Origin of the sequence: Streptomyces sp. NBC_00210, from assembly GCF_045160975.1 — a bacterium.
Taxonomy (GTDB): Bacteria; Actinomycetota; Actinomycetes; order Streptomycetales; family Streptomycetaceae; genus Streptomyces.
The window spans coordinates 3401202-3416786 of the sequence record NZ_CP108120.1; the positions used below are offsets into that span (position 1 = coordinate 3401202).

Annotated in this window: 20 protein-coding genes; 5 read left to right on the top strand and 15 right to left on the bottom strand. The window is 69.7% G+C overall.

Annotated elements, in window-relative coordinates; genetic code table 11:
- Positions 1–57 precede the first annotated feature (57 nt).
- Positions 58–699, bottom strand: a complete 642-nt coding sequence (locus tag OG729_RS15305; protein ID WP_360871599.1) for a TetR/AcrR family transcriptional regulator C-terminal domain-containing protein — start codon at positions 697–699, stop codon at positions 58–60.
- A 60-nt stretch (positions 700–759) separates the two neighbouring features.
- On the opposite strand from OG729_RS15305, the gene OG729_RS15310 reads away from it, so the two are divergent.
- Positions 760–2169 carry an FAD-dependent monooxygenase gene (locus OG729_RS15310; protein ID WP_405806549.1) on the top strand — a complete coding sequence of 470 codons (1410 nt, stop codon included), beginning with the start codon at positions 760–762 and terminating at the stop codon, positions 2167–2169.
- On the opposite strand, the gene OG729_RS15315 is transcribed toward OG729_RS15310, so the two are convergent.
- A complete protein-coding gene (locus OG729_RS15315) occupies positions 2166–2738 on the bottom strand; it encodes a Uma2 family endonuclease (protein ID WP_405811145.1) in 573 nt (190 codons plus the stop codon). The genes OG729_RS15310 and OG729_RS15315 overlap by 4 nt on opposite strands.
- Positions 2739–2835: 97 nt before the next feature.
- On the bottom strand, positions 2836–4416 hold the full coding sequence (locus OG729_RS15320; RefSeq protein WP_360871605.1) for a methylmalonyl-CoA mutase family protein: 1581 nt from the start codon (positions 4414–4416) through the stop codon (positions 2836–2838).
- Between the two features lie 254 nt (positions 4417–4670).
- Here OG729_RS15320 and OG729_RS15325 point away from each other — a divergent pair, with 254 nt between their 5' ends.
- The gene (locus tag OG729_RS15325; protein ID WP_405806551.1) at positions 4671–5492 is read left to right on the top strand and encodes a peptidoglycan-binding protein; all 822 of its coding nucleotides are present in this window, start codon (positions 4671–4673) and stop codon (positions 5490–5492) included.
- Between the two features lie 214 nt (positions 5493–5706).
- Here OG729_RS15325 and OG729_RS15330 read toward each other — a convergent pair whose 3' ends face one another.
- The 5 genes from OG729_RS15330 to OG729_RS15350 form a co-directional block, all read right to left on the bottom strand.
- Positions 5707–6717: a hypothetical protein gene (locus OG729_RS15330; protein WP_405806553.1), complete on the bottom strand. Its 1011-nt coding sequence runs from the start codon at positions 6715–6717 to the stop codon at positions 5707–5709.
- Positions 6717–7466: an RNA polymerase sigma factor gene (locus OG729_RS15335; protein ID WP_405811147.1), complete on the bottom strand. Its 750-nt coding sequence runs from the start codon at positions 7464–7466 to the stop codon at positions 6717–6719. The genes OG729_RS15330 and OG729_RS15335 overlap by 1 nt, the downstream gene beginning before the upstream one ends.
- 259 nt (positions 7467–7725) lie before the next feature.
- Positions 7726–8481 carry a hypothetical protein gene (locus OG729_RS15340; RefSeq protein WP_405806555.1) on the bottom strand — a complete coding sequence of 252 codons (756 nt, stop codon included), beginning with the start codon at positions 8479–8481 and terminating at the stop codon, positions 7726–7728.
- Positions 8478–9077 carry an RNA polymerase sigma factor gene (locus OG729_RS15345; protein ID WP_405806557.1) on the bottom strand — a complete coding sequence of 200 codons (600 nt, stop codon included), beginning with the start codon at positions 9075–9077 and terminating at the stop codon, positions 8478–8480. Before OG729_RS15345 ends, OG729_RS15340 begins: the two co-directional genes overlap by 4 nt.
- Positions 9078–9146: 69 nt before the next feature.
- Positions 9147–9599 (bottom strand): hypothetical protein, encoded by a 453-nt coding sequence (locus OG729_RS15350; RefSeq protein ID WP_405806559.1) that lies wholly within the window; start codon positions 9597–9599, stop codon positions 9147–9149.
- 151 nt (positions 9600–9750) lie between these two features.
- Between OG729_RS15350 and OG729_RS15355 the strand changes: the two genes are divergently transcribed.
- Positions 9751–10866, top strand: a complete 1116-nt coding sequence (locus tag OG729_RS15355) for a hypothetical protein (protein WP_405806561.1) — start codon at positions 9751–9753, stop codon at positions 10864–10866.
- Between the two features lie 116 nt (positions 10867–10982).
- Here the strand turns inward: OG729_RS15355 and OG729_RS15360 are convergent, their stop codons facing one another.
- Entirely contained in the window at positions 10983–11561 is a 579-nt protein-coding gene (locus tag OG729_RS15360) for a L,D-transpeptidase family protein (RefSeq protein ID WP_360871625.1), read from the bottom strand.
- Here OG729_RS15360 and OG729_RS15365 point away from each other — a divergent pair.
- Together OG729_RS15365 and OG729_RS15370 are read left to right on the top strand one after the other, a co-directional pair.
- Positions 11536–11901: a hypothetical protein gene (locus OG729_RS15365; protein WP_405806562.1), complete on the top strand. Its 366-nt coding sequence runs from the start codon at positions 11536–11538 to the stop codon at positions 11899–11901. The genes OG729_RS15360 and OG729_RS15365 overlap by 26 nt on opposite strands.
- A 213-nt stretch (positions 11902–12114) precedes the next feature.
- A complete protein-coding gene (locus OG729_RS15370; RefSeq protein WP_405806563.1) occupies positions 12115–12387 on the top strand; it encodes a helix-turn-helix domain-containing protein in 273 nt (90 codons plus the stop codon).
- On the opposite strand, the gene OG729_RS15375 is transcribed toward OG729_RS15370, so the two are convergent.
- The 6 genes from OG729_RS15375 to OG729_RS15400 form a co-directional block, all read right to left on the bottom strand.
- Complete coding sequence (locus OG729_RS15375; protein WP_405806565.1) at positions 12290–12856, bottom strand: YcxB family protein; 567 nt, start codon at positions 12854–12856, stop codon at positions 12290–12292. The two genes, OG729_RS15370 and OG729_RS15375, sit on opposite strands and share 98 nt — an antisense overlap.
- A 119-nt stretch (positions 12857–12975) precedes the next feature.
- Positions 12976–13434: a hypothetical protein gene (locus OG729_RS15380; RefSeq protein ID WP_405806566.1), complete on the bottom strand. Its 459-nt coding sequence runs from the start codon at positions 13432–13434 to the stop codon at positions 12976–12978.
- A gap of 50 nt (positions 13435–13484) precedes the next feature.
- A complete protein-coding gene (locus OG729_RS15385) occupies positions 13485–13988 on the bottom strand; it encodes a DUF1877 family protein (RefSeq protein WP_405806568.1) in 504 nt (167 codons plus the stop codon).
- 28 nt (positions 13989–14016) lie between these two features.
- Positions 14017–14901: a hypothetical protein gene (locus OG729_RS15390; RefSeq protein WP_405806570.1), complete on the bottom strand. Its 885-nt coding sequence runs from the start codon at positions 14899–14901 to the stop codon at positions 14017–14019.
- A gap of 49 nt (positions 14902–14950) precedes the next feature.
- On the bottom strand, positions 14951–15361 hold the full coding sequence (locus OG729_RS15395; protein ID WP_405806572.1) for an ATP-binding protein: 411 nt from the start codon (positions 15359–15361) through the stop codon (positions 14951–14953).
- Positions 15361–15564: a hypothetical protein gene (locus tag OG729_RS15400; protein WP_405806574.1), complete on the bottom strand. Its 204-nt coding sequence runs from the start codon at positions 15562–15564 to the stop codon at positions 15361–15363. Before OG729_RS15400 ends, OG729_RS15395 begins: the two co-directional genes overlap by 1 nt.
- Between the last annotated feature and the right edge of the window lie 21 nt (positions 15565–15585).

Consider the following 15585-nt stretch of genomic DNA (forward strand, 5'->3'; position numbering starts at 1 on the left):
TCCCCCACGCCCGCGGGGCGTAGGGCGCGGGTCCGGGGGGCGGGGCCCCGGGAAAACTCACGCGCCCCGCAGCACCACACCCACCCCCGCCACCACCGCCGCCAACCCCGCCTCGAACCCCTCCTCCTGCCGCGCAAAGAGCTCCGCCCCTGCCGCCGCGACCAGCGGATACGCCGCCAGTCGCGCCGCGCGGGCCGCCAGGTCGAACCCCTCACCCGTCGCCGGGTCCGGCCCCATCGCCTGCTCCTCGATCACGTAGCCGATCGTGTAGTTGTACGCCGTGAACCACGCGCGCGCCGCCCCGGCCGCCGTGAAGCCCGCCTCGGTGAGCAGCCGCAGATGCGCCTCCATCGCGGCGGCGTAGCTCGTGTCGGTGTAGTGCGTGCCGCTGTAGACCTTCGCGCCGTCCCGGTAGCGCAGCAGATGCCCCCGCAGCCCGCGCATCGCCACTGTCAGCACCTCGGCCCAGTCCGCCGGCGGCCCCGACGGCGTCATGTCCGCCGTCATCCGCCGCACCATCTCCGTGGCCATCTCGTCGAGCAGCGCCTGCTTGTCCTTGAAGTGCCAGTACAGCGCCGGCGCCTTGACGTCGAGTTCCTTGGCGATGGCGCGCAACGTCAGCCCTTCGAGGCCCACCTCGTTGAGCAGGCGCAGGGCGGTGCGCGCCACCCGGGTCCGGTCGAGTCGTTCCGTAGCCACGGGGCCAACCTACCCGTACCTCCTTGACAACTTAACAGCGTTAAGCGCACCCTCTGAGGCATGGAACTTAACAACGTTAAGGAAACCGAGGTTCTGGTCGTCGGCGCCGGACCCACCGGTCTCACCCTCGCCTGCGATCTCGCCCGCCGCGCCGTGCGCACCCTCGTCGTCGAGCAGTCGGACACCCTCTTCCCCGGCTCCCGCGGCAAGGGCATCCAGCCGCGCACCATGGAGGTCCTCAACGACCTCGGCGTGCTGGACGCGGTGCTCGCCGCCGGCGGCACGGCCCCGGTCGGCATGGTCTGGGAGAACGGCGTCCGGCAGGGCGAGCACGACATGTTCGAACGCCCAGGACCGACGGAAACCGAGCCCTACTCAGAGCCCTGGCTGCTCCCCCAGTGGCGCACCCAGCAGATCCTGCACCAGCGCCTGACGGAGCTCGGCGGGAGCGTCGCCTTCGGCACGGCCCTGACCGGGATCACCCAGGACGCCGACGCGGTGACCGCCGAGCTGTCGAACGGTACGGTCCGCGCCGCGTACGCGGTCGCGGCCGACGGCGGCCGCAGCAGCGTCCGCCCGGCCCTCGGCATCGCGATGACCGGAGACAGCGTCGACCCGGCCCTGATGCTGGTGGCCGATGTCCGAATCCCCGCGCTCGACCGGCTCAACTGGCACATCTTCCCCGGCGGCGGCAGCACCGGCTATCTCGCCGTCTGCCCGCTGCCCGGCACCGACGACTTCCAGGTCGTCGGCCAGTTCGGCCAGGGCGAGCCCGACATCTCACCCGAGGGCGTACGGGAGCTGATCGCCGCCCGCACCCACCTCGCCGCCAACGACGTCACCGAGGTGCTGTGGGCCTCCGACTTCAGGCCCCGCGCCGCCTTGGCCGACCGCTTCCGCGAAGGACGCGTCTTCCTCGCGGGCGACGCGGCCCATGTCCACTCCCCCGCGGGCGGGCAGGGCCTCAACACCAGCGTCCAGGACGCCTACAACCTCGGCTGGAAGCTCGGCCAGGTGCTGCGCCACGGCGCGCCCGCCTCGCTGCTCGACACGTACGAGGAAGAGCGGCTGCCCGTCGCCGCTCAGATGCTCGGCCTGTCGACCCGTATCCACCGCGGCCAGGAGCAGCGCGGCGCGGCCACCATGCAACTGGGCCTCGGCTACCGCGGCGGTCCGCTCTCCTTCGGCTCCGCGGGTGCCCTGCAGGCGGGCGACCGCGCCCCCGACGGCCCACTGCCCGGCACTCGCCGGCTCTTCGACCTCTTCCGCGGCCCGCACTTCACCCTGCTCGCGGTGGGTACGGACGCCGAACTGCCCCTGCTGGAGGGCGAGTTGGTGCACGTACACCGCATCGACGCGTACGAGCCGTACGGCAAGGGGCTCTTCCTCGTCAAGCCCGACGGGTATGTCGGCTGGGCGGGCGAGGACGCGACGGGCCTGAGCGACTACCTCGCGAGAGTCACGAGCTAATCGTCGCCGTCGAGCAGCCGGTCTGCGGACAGCTCCAGGGCGATGCCCACTGAGGGCGGGACGGTGACGGACATGCCGCGCTTGTACTTCGAGCACGTCCGGTACTCGTCGCCCTCGGGGTCGGCGTGCACCAGGACGCTGCCGTGCTTACGGTCCACGACGACGTACACGGGGATGCCGGCTCTGGCGTAGGTTTCGACCTTGATGACCATGTCGTTCGACCAGTTGGTCGACGTGACCTCAAGGACCAGGCGAAAGACGTGCGGTGCGTAGCAGTTCTTCTCGACGAGAGCGTCTTTGAAATCGGCGTCGACAAGCGACAGGTCCGGCACCGCGTAGTCGTCTGGCCCTGTCGGCAGCCACAGGCCGATACCTTGCAGATCCTTGAGCCCTGCCTCCTGGGCCCCTGCCTCGTGGCACTTCACGATGAGCCACGACAGCGTCTCCTGGTGCGGCCCGTCAGGCGGCGGTGTCACAACAATGCTTCCGTTGAGGATCTCCACCCGGTGCCCGGGCAGCTCGTCCCAGAGACGGTCGGCAGCATCAGCAAGCGATGTCTCGTGCATCATCACGGCCACGGCACCCTCCATTTCGGAGCCCACTGTCCACGAGCGTATCCCGCGGGGCAGGCACTCCGCCCGGGATCACTCGTTCGCGGTATGCACCTCAGAAGGCGTCGGTCGGGACGTATGTGCCCCACACCGCGCGCAGCGCATTGCACACCTCGCCCACGGTGGCCCGCGCCCTCAGTGCGTCCTTCATCGGATAGAGGACGTTGTCCGTGCCCTCCGCGGCCTTCTGCAGCGCCGCCAGCGCCGCGTCAACGGCTCCCTGGTCGCGCTCGGCCCGCAGCTTCGCCAGCCGCTCCGCCTGCTGCGCCTCGATCGCCGGGTCGACCCGCAGCGGCTCGTACGGCTCCTCCGCCTCCAGCGTGAAGCGGTTGACGCCGACGACGACCCGCTCGCCCGCGTCCGTCTGCTGCGCGATCCGGTACGCGCTGCGCTCGATCTCGTTCTTCTGGAAGCCGTGCTCGATCGCGCTGACCGCGCCGCCCTGGTCCTCGACCCGCTGCATCAGCGCCAGCGCCGCCGCCTCCACGTCGTCCGTCATCTTCTCCACGACGTAACTGCCCGCGAAGGGGTCGACGGTGGCGGTGACATCGGTCTCGTACGCGAGGACCTGCTGGGTCCGCAGGGCGAGCCGGGCCGACTTGTCCGTCGGGAGCGCGATCGCCTCGTCGAAGGAGTTGGTGTGCAGCGACTGGGTGCCGCCGAGGACCGCCGCGAGGCCCTGCACCGCGACGCGCACCAGATTCACCTCGGGCTGCTGCGCGGTCAGTTGCACACCCGCGGTCTGGGTGTGGAAGCGCAGCATGAGCGACTTGGGGTTCCTGGCGCCGAACTCCTCCTTCATCACCCGCGCCCAGATCCGGCGCGCGGCGCGGAACTTGGCGACCTCCTCCAGGATCGTCGTACGGGCGACGAAGAAGAAGGAGAGCCGCGGCGCGAAGTCGTCGACGTCCATGCCGGCGGCAACGGCGGTGCGGACGTACTCGATCCCGTCCGCGAGTGTGAAGGCGATCTCCTGCGCGGGCGATGCCCCCGCCTCCGCCATGTGGTAGCCGGAGATCGAGATGGTGTTCCACTTCGGGATCTCTGCCCTGCAGTACTTGAAGATGTCGGCGATCAGCCGCAGCGAGGGCTTGGGCGGGAAGATGTAGGTGCCGCGGGCGATGTACTCCTTGAGCACATCGTTCTGGATGGTGCCGGTGAGCCTGTCGGCCGGGACGCCCTGCTCCTCGCCGACGAGCTGGTAGAGCAGCAGCAGCAGCGCGGCCGGGGCGTTGATGGTCATCGACGTGGAGACCTTGTCCAGCGGGATCCCGTCGAACAGCACCCGCATGTCGTCGAGCGAGTCGATGGCGACGCCGACCTTGCCGACCTCGCCGTGCGCGATGGGCGCGTCCGAATCGTGGCCCATCTGGGTCGGCAGGTCGAAGGCGACGGACAGGCCCATGGTGCCGTGCGCAATGAGGTCCTTGTAGCGGGCGTTGGACTCGACGGCGGTGCCGAAGCCCGCGTACTGGCGCATGGTCCAGGGACGGCCCGTGTACATGCTCGGGTAGACGCCGCGGGTGAAGGGGTACGTGCCGGGCTCGCCCAGCTTCTCGGCCGGGTCCCACCCATCCAGTGCGTCGGGTCCGTAGACCGGTTCGATGGGCAGTCCCGACTCGGACTCGCGCGCCATGTCTGTGCCTCCGCTGAACCACTCGTGAAGCTACTCGTTGGTAACTGACCCTCGCGACGGACTGTAGCGGCGGCTCTGCGGCGGATGGAGGGCCACGCGCTGGGACGTTCCTCACAGCCTCCTTCCCCATCATGCGCGGGTGTGTTCCCCATCATGCGCGGGATTGTGCAACCGGGCAGAGCGGGAATCTGTCTCTTGAGGCACAAGGGATACAGGGGGGCGAAATGCTTCGGAAAAACGTCATACGTAGAGCAATGGCCGCGGCCGCCATGGTGGCCGTGGCCACCGGCTGTACGGCCCAGGCCGCGACCGGCCGCCCGGCGGCCGACGCCAAGCCCGGCAGCTCGGCGGCCGCGCCGGACACCACACAGACGCCGTCGGCGTCCGACGACGCCTCCCCGACGGGCAGGCCGAGCGAGCAGGCGAGCGAGACCGCGAAGCCCGAGGTGCTGTTGGCCGGCGGCTCAAAGGGCGAGAAGGTGCGCGAACTTCAGGCCAGGCTGGCCCAGATCGGCTGGTTCGACGACAGGCCGACGGGCACCTACGGACCGGTGACGGTCGCCTCGGTCAAGGGCTTCCAGGGCAAGCGCGGTCTGCCCACTACAGGCGACACGGACACGGTTACCTGGCAGAAGCTGCTCGCGATGACGAAAAAGCCGACGCGCGACGAGCTGGACGGCAAGACCGTCAACAAGCCGTCGGCGAAGCTGGACCCGCGCTGCAAGACCGGCCGGGTGCTGTGCATCAGCAAGACCACCCGCACGCTCTCCTGGGTGATCGACGGCCATGTGCAGTCGACGATGGACGTGCGCTTCGGCTCGCAGTACACGCCCACCCGTGAGGGCACCTTCAGCGTGTTCAGCAAGTCCAAGGACCATGTCTCGACGATCTACCACACGTCCATGCCGTACGCGATGTTCTTCAGCGGCGGCCAGGCGGTGCACTACTCCTCGGACTTCGCGGCCCGCGGCTACAACGGCGCGTCCCACGGCTGTGTCAACGTCCGGGACAAGGGGAAGATCGCCTCGCTCTTCGGGCAGGTCCGCACCGGCGACAAGGTCGTCATCTACTGGTGAGTGACCCGGACACACGGTGAGTGGGAGAGAGCGGCGCGGGCGGGACCGGGGGAACGTGTCCCGCCCGCGCCATTTGCGCCCAGGCCGTAGGTACGGGGGGAACCCCGGCTACGGGCGCAGCCGATGACCAGTCGGCTCACTCTTTACTGCGCCGGAGGGCCAAAAAACGTCACACCTGGCCGACCGGAATTCGTCACGGTCGGGAAACCACAGGTCAGAGCGCGGCCAGCGAAGGGCTCGGCGAGGGCCGGGGAGTACTTTCGGACGGCAGCGGCGCGGGCTCCGCGGGCAGCTGCGACCAGGAGACGGGCGGCAGGGAAGCGCCGCCCGCGGTGCCGACGCTGCCGGGGAGCCTCCCGGCACCACCGTCCCCGTCACCGCTGTCGCCGTCGCCGCCGTCACCACTGCCGCTGCCGCCGCTGTCGTTGCCGTCCTTGCCGCCCTCGGACTCGCCGCCGAGCAGCCGGTCACAGAACTGCTCGACCCGGCCGGGCCCCTTGGCCAGCGCCTCCAGCTTCCGCTTGCGCTCCGGGCTGATGCGGCCGCTGCGGTAGTCGCGGCAGGCCTCCATCGTCTTGCGGCGCAGCTCGGCCTTCCGTTCGCGTGACTTCTTGTCCGTGTCGCCCTGCTTGCCGAAGTCGCCGCCCTCGGGACCGCTCGTCGGGTCCGGGCTCCGGCTGCCGCCGGTGCTCGCCGACGGCGACTGAGACGTGCTGGGCGAACCCGGAGTCTGCGGCGGCACGAGGGCTCCGCCGGTGGACGAGTCGGACGCCAGCGGCTGCGGGGTCGCGGCGGCAGAGACGGTCGACGCGGGTAGAGGACCGTCGAAAGGACTGGGGAGCAGGCCCGTGCCCGCCGCCACGGCGACACCGCCGAGCGCGCATCCTGCCACCGCCGCGACCAGCCCGAAGCGCACCGGACGGCCCAGGCGCATACCGAACGCAGGACGCGTGGGACGAGCCAGCCGTACCGTGCCAAGGGTGTCACCGGCGGGTGCCGCGGCATCCGCCCTGGCCTTGCGGAAAGCGGCCAACGCGGCCGCCTCACCGGGCATTTCGCCCTCGTCGGCGTATGCCTGAGTGCCACCCCTGCTGGTGTCGTACAGGGCACGGGAAAGTCGTGCGGCCTGGGCGCGGGCGTGCTCGTCGGCGGCCTCGACCGGTTCACCGCGCAGCAGCCGCTCCGCCGCTTCCTTGTCAAGCCACTCGTACCGCTCGTCGGCCATCACATGTCCTTCTGCGTCCGCAGGCGTGAATGCGTCACACCAGCGGGAGCCGTCGCGCCAGGCCGGGGGCCACGCTGCGGCGGTACGCCATTCAGATCCACGCCGCGCTCGGCAGGACCCGCGCCTGTGTTGTCCGGGTCGGAGCCGTACGCCCCATCGGCACCATCCGCACCGTCTGCTCCAAACGCGCCGTCCGCGCCGTCCGCGCCCAGCAGCTCGGCCAGCCGCTTCAGTCCGCGGTGCGCGGCCGTCCGTACCGCGCCGGGCCGCTTGCCCAGAGTCTTGGCCGCGCTCTTCGCGTCGAGGCCGACCACGACGCGCAGCACGACGGCCTCGGCCTGGTCCTGCGGCAGCTGGGCGATGAGCGCCATGGTGTTGCCGGTGGCGAGGGCCTCCATGGCCTCGACCGCGGTGTCCGACTCGCCGGGCTTGCCGGTGAGCTCGGTCTCGTCGCCGCCGACGGCGGGGCGGCGGCCCCGCATGCGGATGTGGTCGAGGGCGCGATTGCGGGCGATCCGTGCGGCCCAGCCGCGGAAGCGGTCCGCGTCGCCACTGAACCGGTCGAGGTCACGGGCTATCTGCAGCCAGGCCTCGGACGCGACATCCTCGGCGTCCGGCTCGCCCACCAGAGTGCGTACATAGCCGAGCAGCCGCGGGTGCACGGCGCGGTACACAGTACGGAAGGCACTCTCGTCCCCGTCCTGTGCCGCGAGCACCGCGGCGGTCAGCTCCGCGTCGTCCCCCAGCACTCCCTCAACCTGTCCCAAATAGCAGCTGGTCACCACTGCGCCACCCTGCGCGAATCAGCACGCTACGTGCTTCAGCGGGGCCGCGTCCACATTTTGTACAACCGGCAACAACACACTGACGCAGCGCGGTGTGACAGAAAAGGCACCCCAGGCGCTGAGAGAAGTACGGGGCCGCTCTGCGGCCCCGGCGAACGACGACCGGGGCCTCTCCTGTGGGGGGTGGCGGCCCCGGTCGTCCTTCCATGTCCAGGACCGCCGCTCAGCGGGGCTGGGCCGCCGGTGTTTCCCCGGCTCCGCCATCGAGGTCGGCTGCCGAATCGTTATCCTGCTTCCCCGGCTTCTCCCCGGGCTTGACCTCCGCAGGGCCTGCGTCCGCCGGATTCGGGCGGGTGTCGTGCATCTCATCCGCCAACAGTGGCTCGCAGTAGGCCCGTACGGCCTCCGGGCCGCCGGCGGCCGTCTCCAGTTCGTTCATGGCCGCGCCCCGGGGCGGCGTACCCCGCCGCTCCACCGCCGCCAGGTACACGCGACAGTGCGCGACTGTGTCCCGCGCACTGGCCGGACGCCCGGGTGGAGCGTCGGGCGCGGACGGGGTGGGCCACACCGGGCCCGCCGGTGCTCCTTCCCGGCCACCGGCACTGTCCTCTTCGACGCTCTCTTCGACGCCCGGTTCCGTGGGCGCGCTCCGTCCCGGCTTCGGCTCCGCGCCGCCCCCGAACGGCAACGGGATCGCACCCTTCCCGGCCGCGACCGCCACCCCGCCCAGCGCCGCCGCGGCAACACCCGCCACCAGCGCCTTCAGCGCCCGCCCCCGGTGCCGCTCACCGGCCGGCCGCCAGTCGTCCCTGCCGCGCCGCCACCGCACCGGCGACGGGCGCACGCCCTTGTCGCGCACCGCGCGGAAGGCCAGCAGCGCCCGCTCCTCGGCAGCCGGATCGAGCACGCCGGGGCGCCGCGCCGCGTCCAGCAGCGCCTCCAGCTCGGGCGTACGGGGGGCTTCCCGTTCCGGTTTCATGTCCCATCCTTCAGCGTGCGCTGCACCACGGACTGGCCACTGCCGGCCCCGGACCTGGCCAGTCGCTCCGCCAGTCCTTTCAGTCCCCGGTGCGCCGCCGTGCGTACGGCTCCGGGGCGCTTGCCCAGTACCCGTGCGGCTGTCGGCCCGTCGAGTCCGACGACCGTACGCAGCAGTACGGCTTCCGCCTGCTCGCGCGGCAGACTGCCGATGAGCGCGAGAGCCCGCCCGGTGGAAAGCGCCTCGATCGCCGCGGCGGCCGTGTCCTGCCCGCCCGGAAGTTCGAGCACGTCCTGTTCCAGTAACGAGGTACGCGGACGCCGCTTCTGCTTACGGAGATGATCCAGAGCGCGGTGCCGGGCAATCGTCGCCGTCCAGCCCCGGAACCCGGCCCCGTCGCCACGGAACCGGCCCAGATCGCGGGCGATCTCCAGCCACGCCTCGGCCGCCACGTCTTCGGCATCGTCGCCGACGAGCCCTCGGACGTAACCGATCAGCCCCGGCTGCACCAGCCGGTACGCGGTCGCGAACGCTCCCTCGTCACCCTGCTGCGCCCGCTCGACGGCAGCCCCCAGGTCCGCGTCGTACGCCCCCACACTTCCCTCTCCGTGCCAGTGCCCTTTGGCACATGCCCCTTCATCTCTGCGTACGGAGGCGGAGAAACGTCACCGCCCGCAGGCGGCCCTCGGGTCGGCGGTCCTGCGCGCCCGCCCGTGCAGCAGCAGATAGAGGCGCTGCACCGACTCTTCCGGGCCGCCCAGCTCGAAGCGGTTGAGGACCTTGCCGAGCGGATTCCACACGCGTCCATCGGGCATCCGGACGCCCACCGGCTGGCCGAACAGCTCCCGCTGCTGCGGACCGAAGTCCGCCCACTGAGCCCCGGCCCGCCGGACTATCACCTCTCCCGTGTACGCCCCGAGCCCCTGGAGCAGCCCAGCGACCTGCGCGACCTCCGGACGGCCGCGCCGTACCCCGTCCACCATGAAGTCGACGAGGCGCAGGCTGGCGACGGAGTAGTCGAACGGCAGCCGGTTGCGCTCCGTCAGCCGGTCGACGACCCCGGCGACGTACGCGCGCATGTCGGCAGCGCTGGGCAGAACTCCAAAGTCCGTATCCATGTATGACCAAGCGAAAGATGCGCGGAGATCATCACGGAGTACGGAAGTGTTCGTTCTCACACATGAGTTCGAGCCATTCGTACAACCACCGGCGCGGCTCAGGCGTCTTGGACCACCACTCGCTTCAGGCGACGTGCCAGAATGCGCCCCCGTGACACCAGCCTCCTACGTCACCGCCTTCGCGGAACTGTTCGGCCCGCCCCCGGTAGACGCTGCCCCCGCTCCCGTCCCCGTCGACTGGGACACGGTCGAGTCCTGGCTCGGACTCCGGCTGCCCGCCGACTACAAAGCGATCGCATCCGCGTACGGGCCGCTGGACATCGGGGAGTTCGTCTGGCTCCACATACCGTGCGCCAGGCAGGGCTGGTTCGAGTACGGCAGCTGGCTGGAGGGCGCACGGCGGGAGGCGCCCGACGGGCTGCTCCCGTGGGGCGAGACCCGGATGTGCGACCTTCTCTACTGGGACACCACGGCGTCCGACGATCCCGACGAGTGGCCGGTCGTCACCTTCCACAAGGACGGGGCTCGCGCCGGCGCGGACCCCTGGCACCGCTACAGCACTCCACTGCTGCCCACCCTGACCACGCTCCTCGGCGAGGGCCTCCGGCCGACAGCGAGCCGCACCGCGTTCCTGACCGAGGTCGACCCCGGCCCATGGACCCCGCCGGTCCCGCGCCCGGCACCGAGCCCGCAGCAGCGCGCCGCGCTCACCGAGGGCACCGGCCTGGCGGCACTGACCGCACTCGTACCGCCGCCGCGGCAGCCGTATCTGGGAGACGGCACGTGGGAGTGGCTGTACGAGCGCCTCGGGACCCGTCTGCCGACGGAGTACGTGACCCTGATGGAGACGTACGGAGGCGGCTGCTGGACGCAGTGGCTCAACTTCGATGCCCCGCTGGAAACCGGCAGGTCCGGACTCGTAGAGGAGGCCACGAGGGTCTGCGACGGCTACCGCAGCCTGCGGGCGAGTCACCCGCAGTTCCGGCCGCTGGCGGTCTGGCCCGAGCCGGGCGGACTGCTGCCCTTCGCCTCCTCGATCGACGGCGACCAACTGGGCTGGCTCACCAAGGGGTCCACGCCGGACGACTGGCCGCTGATCGTCTACCCGCGCCATGCCGAACAGGGCCCGCCGCTGACCGGCACGCTCACCGACACTCTGCTGGAGTGGCTGCGCGGTCGTTTCGGCACGGAGGGCCTGCCGAGTCTGGGCCGGGTGAAGGACCCGCTGGAACACATCGGCTTCGAGCCGTTGGACGACGTTGAGTAGCCGGTTGAGTAGCCACGACGGAACGCCTCACCCCGGCTCCCTTCCGCAGAGCAACCGATCAGCGAAAAGGAGCGGGATGAACAGCGCGACAAATTCAGGCTCTTTCGGCCGACGGGTCAGCCGATGGCGATGCGCGGGTGCGCGCCGGGCTTGATCCAGCCCATGATCCGGTCCATCGTGGCGCGCGGCACCGACACGCAACCCGCGGTCGCCCCCTTGCCGTTGACGTGCAGGAAGATCCCGGCTCCGCGACCCGGTGTGGCCGGCCAGCGGTTGAAGTTGATGACCAGAGCCTTGGCGTACTGGGTCGGGTAGTTGATGAGGTGCTCACTGCCCCGGTCGCCGGACTCGGTGAGCGGGAAGTCGGCCCCGGCCGCGGTGTGCATCTGGTTGTAGAACTTCGACTCGGGGTCCTCCACCCACCAGTGGCTGGAGTTGACCCGCGTGTACGGCATGCTCGTGCCGCTGGACTCGACGCCGAAGCCCTCGGTGATGGTGTAGGTGCCCGCCGGCGTGGTGTAGGTGCCCTGTCGGCGGGTGGACCCGTCGACGATGCCGTTCGACCCGACCCTGCCGCTGTCGGAGAAGACGGACTTCCAGCCGGACGCCCCCTTGGACCAGGCCGTCACCTTGGCGTACGAGCCGCTCGCCTTCACGGTGATGACCTGGGTGGCGTTGCCCACGGAGACCGGCACGGGGAAGTTCGGCACCGCGGGCTGCGGGGTTGCCTGGGTCTTGCCCGTACCGCCGGTCGCAGCGGTGCCGGAGCCGCTGGGGGACGGCTTCGCACTGTCGGACGGCTTCGCGGAAGTGGAGGCGGAGGCGGAGGGGGAAGCAGATGTCGAGGCGGAGGCGGAACTGCTCGGAGAGGCGGACGAGTTGGGCGCGTCCGACGTCATGCTCTCGGCTGTGGCGGCGGCGGCGTCCGCGGCCGGGGCTTCCTGGCCCTGGTGCCCGCACGCCGACGCCAGGAGTATCGCGCCGGTGGCAGCCAGTGCGGCGGAGAAGTTACGGGACGAGGGCAGCACGAAGTAACCCTTCGGTTGATGGGGAAACGCGACCGGTCGAGGTCGACACGGTGAAGTTGGCTCGTTTTATACCAAGACGACGCCGAAACGCGAGTCGACGGACCTTTCGGACGAATCCCCAAGCAGTGAGGGTGAGGCACACCAAAGCTGACGGCTACTGAGGTTGAACTCGGGGTGTCGTATGGGCTGACGTCCTCGATCCGTGCGATATCACCGCGGTGTGCGGTATCTACAAGGCGGCGGGCTGACCGCCGAACGTCAGGAGTTCCGGGAGCGGTTACGGCTGGAGGCGGCCGAGCGGTTCGGCCGGGGTGAGTCGAACGCGGTGATCGCCAAAGACTTGCGAGTCAGTGTCCGATCCGTGCAGGGGTGGCGTCGGACCTGGGCTGAGGGTGTCACACGCGAGCGGTGTGCTGGTCCAGGATGGCCCTCAGCCGGTCGAGGCCCCCGGCCTCATGCACACCCCGCTTGGGCAGGACATCGAGGTACATGATGTTGGGGTCCCGGCTGAGCAGGACGAAGTGGCCGGCCGTCTCCCGGTAGCCCTGGAAGACGGACCACTTCTGGACCAACGTGCTGTGGTCGCTGCGGCAGGTGATCCCGGCCGCAGACACGGTGGCGCGGTACTCGCCCTGCCATCCGATGATCCGCTGCACGTGGGCGGCCTGTAGCCGCGGGTAACCCCACACCACCAGGACGACGAACAAGAACAGAACGGTCGAGACCACGTCGGTACTCCCGCGGCCCACGGCGGAGACCAGCCAGTGCCCTACCCACAGTGCGAGGAACACGCCCCGCAGCAGTAGCCCGGTCCGCTTGATCCGCTCGCGGACCCGCAGGCCGACCAGTGTGTCGGCAGACTGGGGCCGGTACACCAGCTGGACCGCGGTCTGCTCGTCCACGACAAGGTCAGAGGTTTCCGCGCTGTTGTTGGCGCCTTCCGCGCTGCGGCCCTCGGCCATGATCCCTCCCCGTACGAAGACCCGCGGATCCTACCGAACCTCAGTGCCGGGGCGGACGGCCGCCGACAGCACGAGTTCAACCTCAGTAATCACGAACGACCGAGGCCGGTCGTGGTCGCTCAGGCCAACTCGGACCTGAAGAGAGTCAGCTTCTGGAAGGTCGGGTTCTTGCGGAAGGCCGGGTATTTACCGGTGATGAATTCCAGGCCGTCCGCGGTGAACTGGCTAACAGTCGCAATGAATTCATCAGTTCCACAGTGCCCCGGTGCCGGGTCCCAGGAGCGCAGGATCTTCAGGTCCGATCCGTCGCGGACGAAGTCGATCACCACGTCGGACTCCGTAAAGCTGACGCACCCGTTTTCGCCTTCGCGAATTGCGCGCGCCGACAGCAGGAGGCAGTACATGAAATCGAGAACCGGGACCTGAAATTTCTCCACGATGAAACCGCCCGCGGCGATGGTCACATCCGCCTCGAAATAAATGTAGCGCAGCTTCCACTCAATGACGGAACCCAGGTCCGCGACCTGCCGCTCCGAAGGCTCCCGCATGGAGTCATGGTTGAAGTGTATGAGCAGCATGGCTCCGTACCCCTCCGCTGGCCGGCCTCACATAGGTTCCAATGGATGCCTCAGTACCAGAAGGCTTTGATGACGGCATGGCCGGTTGAAGCAGCCCGCCTGTAGAAGGAGTTCAGGCTTTCGTGATGTCCGAGGAAGAGGTCTTTCACCTCTGTTGCGTCCCAACCGCGGTACGGCGCCGCGATCTTGGCACCCGCGGCCGCCCACAGCGCATCGAACGATGCGGTCGTCAGGAAGTCCGCGGCCTCCCGGACCTCTGCCGCAGTCAGTAGGACAAAGGGTGGTTGATCGTGGGAGGGGTGATAGACGGGGCGGCCCCCGTAGACCGGCAATTCACACTTCCGCGATCCAGGGTCGTCGTCCACGAGTGTCGCGGCTGCGGTGTGGAGCTCGTGGACAGGGCCGAAGTCCTTTTCGATGGCGTGGGCGATGCCTGCGTCCAGCTCAGCCTCCCACCGGTCGGACCAGGCCGCCTCCATGAACTCCTCCAGCCAGGAGTAGTCGTCCTGAATTTCGGTTTCCCGAATGGCACGTAGGTGCATGTGGAAGCTCACGGGCCCGGTACCTCCTGCGCGGCGGAGGTCACCGCACGCCCGCGGGGAGCTCGATCTTCCCGTCGAACGTGCCCTGGTTCTCCTGCCGTACGTCCTGCTCGTACGCGATGTCCCGGCCACCGGCGTACGGGACGAGGAAGCCGAACTCGAACCGGTGGCTCTTGATCCGGTACGTCTTGCTGTCCAGAACCAGCACCTCCTTCAGCCCGGACAGCGTCAACTGAGCGTCGTTCACCGGGATTCCGGCGTCCCGGAGCTGCTCGGCGGTGGGGTCGAACTCCCGCTGCGCCTTTTTCACCCAGGCCCGGTCCCGGACGGCGGTCAGCTTCTGCTTGTCGCTGCCGACACGGAGCTCGATCGTGCCGTCCCTCTTGGTCAGCGTCATCTCGTCACCGGCGGCCTGCGCGTACTCCCGGAACTCCTCGATGGCCGCGACAGCGTCCTCGACCTTGTTCTGCATCTCGGGGTCGGAGGTGGGCGCGGCCTTCCACGGCGCACTGCCCTCCTTGAGATGTGCCGTGCCGTCGACGACGTAGATCTCCTCGTGCTTCGTGGTCCCCTTGCTGCTGGTACTGACGCCCTGCGAGTGCAGCGCCTCCGGCTCCATGCCGCGCCGGACCGTGGCCCGGTAGGTCGCGGCGCTCTTGTGGCCCTGGAGCGTCAGCCCTTCCTGTCCCTGCACGGAGAAGGTCCAGGCGCCTTCCTCCGCCATCGCCTTCTCGGCGAGGTCGAGGAAGTCCTCCGGGGACTCGGGTGCCGCGGGCGTCGCCTCGGCCTGCTCGGAGGACTGCGTCGCCTCAGGGCTCTCGGCCCCGGCCGACTCCACCGGCCCGTCCTCCTCCGCCGCGCCGCAGGCGGCCAACGAGAAGGCGAGCGGCAGAACCAGTGCAGCGCACCTGAAACGACTTCGCATGGATCTCTTCCTTACGTCACGGCGGGGCGCGCGGACTGTACAGCAGCGATCAGCCTCCGATCACGCCGACGACCATTCCTCGCGAACCGGCATGAATGCCCGGCAGTTCGCACCACACGGTCTTGCTGCCGGGCCCCTGTTCCACGCCCCACCGCAGGGTCACGGCGTCGAGCAGGGCGAGGCCGCGGCCGGTCTCGTCATCGTCTGCGGCCTTGCACAGAACGGGCAGGGTCCGGGGATCGGGGTCGGTGACCTCCAGTCGCGTACGGCCCTGCCCGCAGACCACACGAACGGTCAGGGGAACGCCCTCCCCGATATGGCGTACGCCGTTCGTGATCAGCTCGCTGGCGCACAGCTGGAGGTCGGCGCAGGGCACGCCCATGTACGCACGCAGGGCGCGGCGGACCTCGGGCACGTCCTTCGGGGTGGCGAGCAGTTCCAGGGTGAGCGGTGGCCGCATCACGCAACTCCCTTGCGCAGGGCGGCGGCCAGGGCGCGTGCGGTGGGCAGGTTGCAGTTGCCCAGCGCGATGAGGGGCTGGGTCGGATTGCGGGCGGCGAAGGTCGGCAGGTCGACGCCGAGGGACGGCAGCGTGATGCCGTGGGCGGCGAGGGCGGCCCGCAGCTCCTCGGCGCAGTCCTGGACGTCCGGGTGGTCGTGCATGGGGGTTACACCTTCCAGTGC

Bases quoted from the DNA above. Each gene is read 5' to 3' on its own strand.
- OG729_RS15340 (WP_405806555.1), bottom strand. From the start codon at position 8,481: ATGAAACCGGAACGGGAAGCCCCCCGTACGCCCGAGCTGGAGGCGCTG.
- OG729_RS15380 (WP_405806566.1), bottom strand. From the start codon at position 13,434: ATGCTGCTCATACACTTCAACCATGACTCCATGCGGGAGCCTTCGGAG.
- OG729_RS15395 (WP_405806572.1), bottom strand. From the start codon at position 15,361: ATGCGGCCACCGCTCACCCTGGAACTGCTCGCCACCCCGAAGGACGTG.
- OG729_RS15330 (WP_405806553.1), bottom strand. From the start codon at position 6,717: ATGGCCGACGAGCGGTACGAGTGGCTTGACAAGGAAGCGGCGGAGCGG.
- OG729_RS15400 (WP_405806574.1), bottom strand. From the start codon at position 15,564: ATGCACGACCACCCGGACGTCCAGGACTGCGCCGAGGAGCTGCGGGCC.
- OG729_RS15310 (WP_405806549.1), top strand. From the start codon at position 760: ATGGAACTTAACAACGTTAAGGAAACCGAGGTTCTGGTCGTCGGCGCC.
- OG729_RS15350 (WP_405806559.1), bottom strand. From the start codon at position 9,599: ATGGATACGGACTTTGGAGTTCTGCCCAGCGCTGCCGACATGCGCGCG.
- OG729_RS15325 (WP_405806551.1), top strand. From the start codon at position 4,671: ATGGCCGCGGCCGCCATGGTGGCCGTGGCCACCGGCTGTACGGCCCAG.
- OG729_RS15375 (WP_405806565.1), bottom strand. From the start codon at position 12,856: ATGGCCGAGGGCCGCAGCGCGGAAGGCGCCAACAACAGCGCGGAAACC.
- OG729_RS15315 (WP_405811145.1), bottom strand. From the start codon at position 2,738: ATGATGCACGAGACATCGCTTGCTGATGCTGCCGACCGTCTCTGGGAC.
- OG729_RS15320 (WP_360871605.1), bottom strand. From the start codon at position 4,416: ATGGCGCGCGAGTCCGAGTCGGGACTGCCCATCGAACCGGTCTACGGA.
- OG729_RS15390 (WP_405806570.1), bottom strand. From the start codon at position 14,901: ATGCGAAGTCGTTTCAGGTGCGCTGCACTGGTTCTGCCGCTCGCCTTC.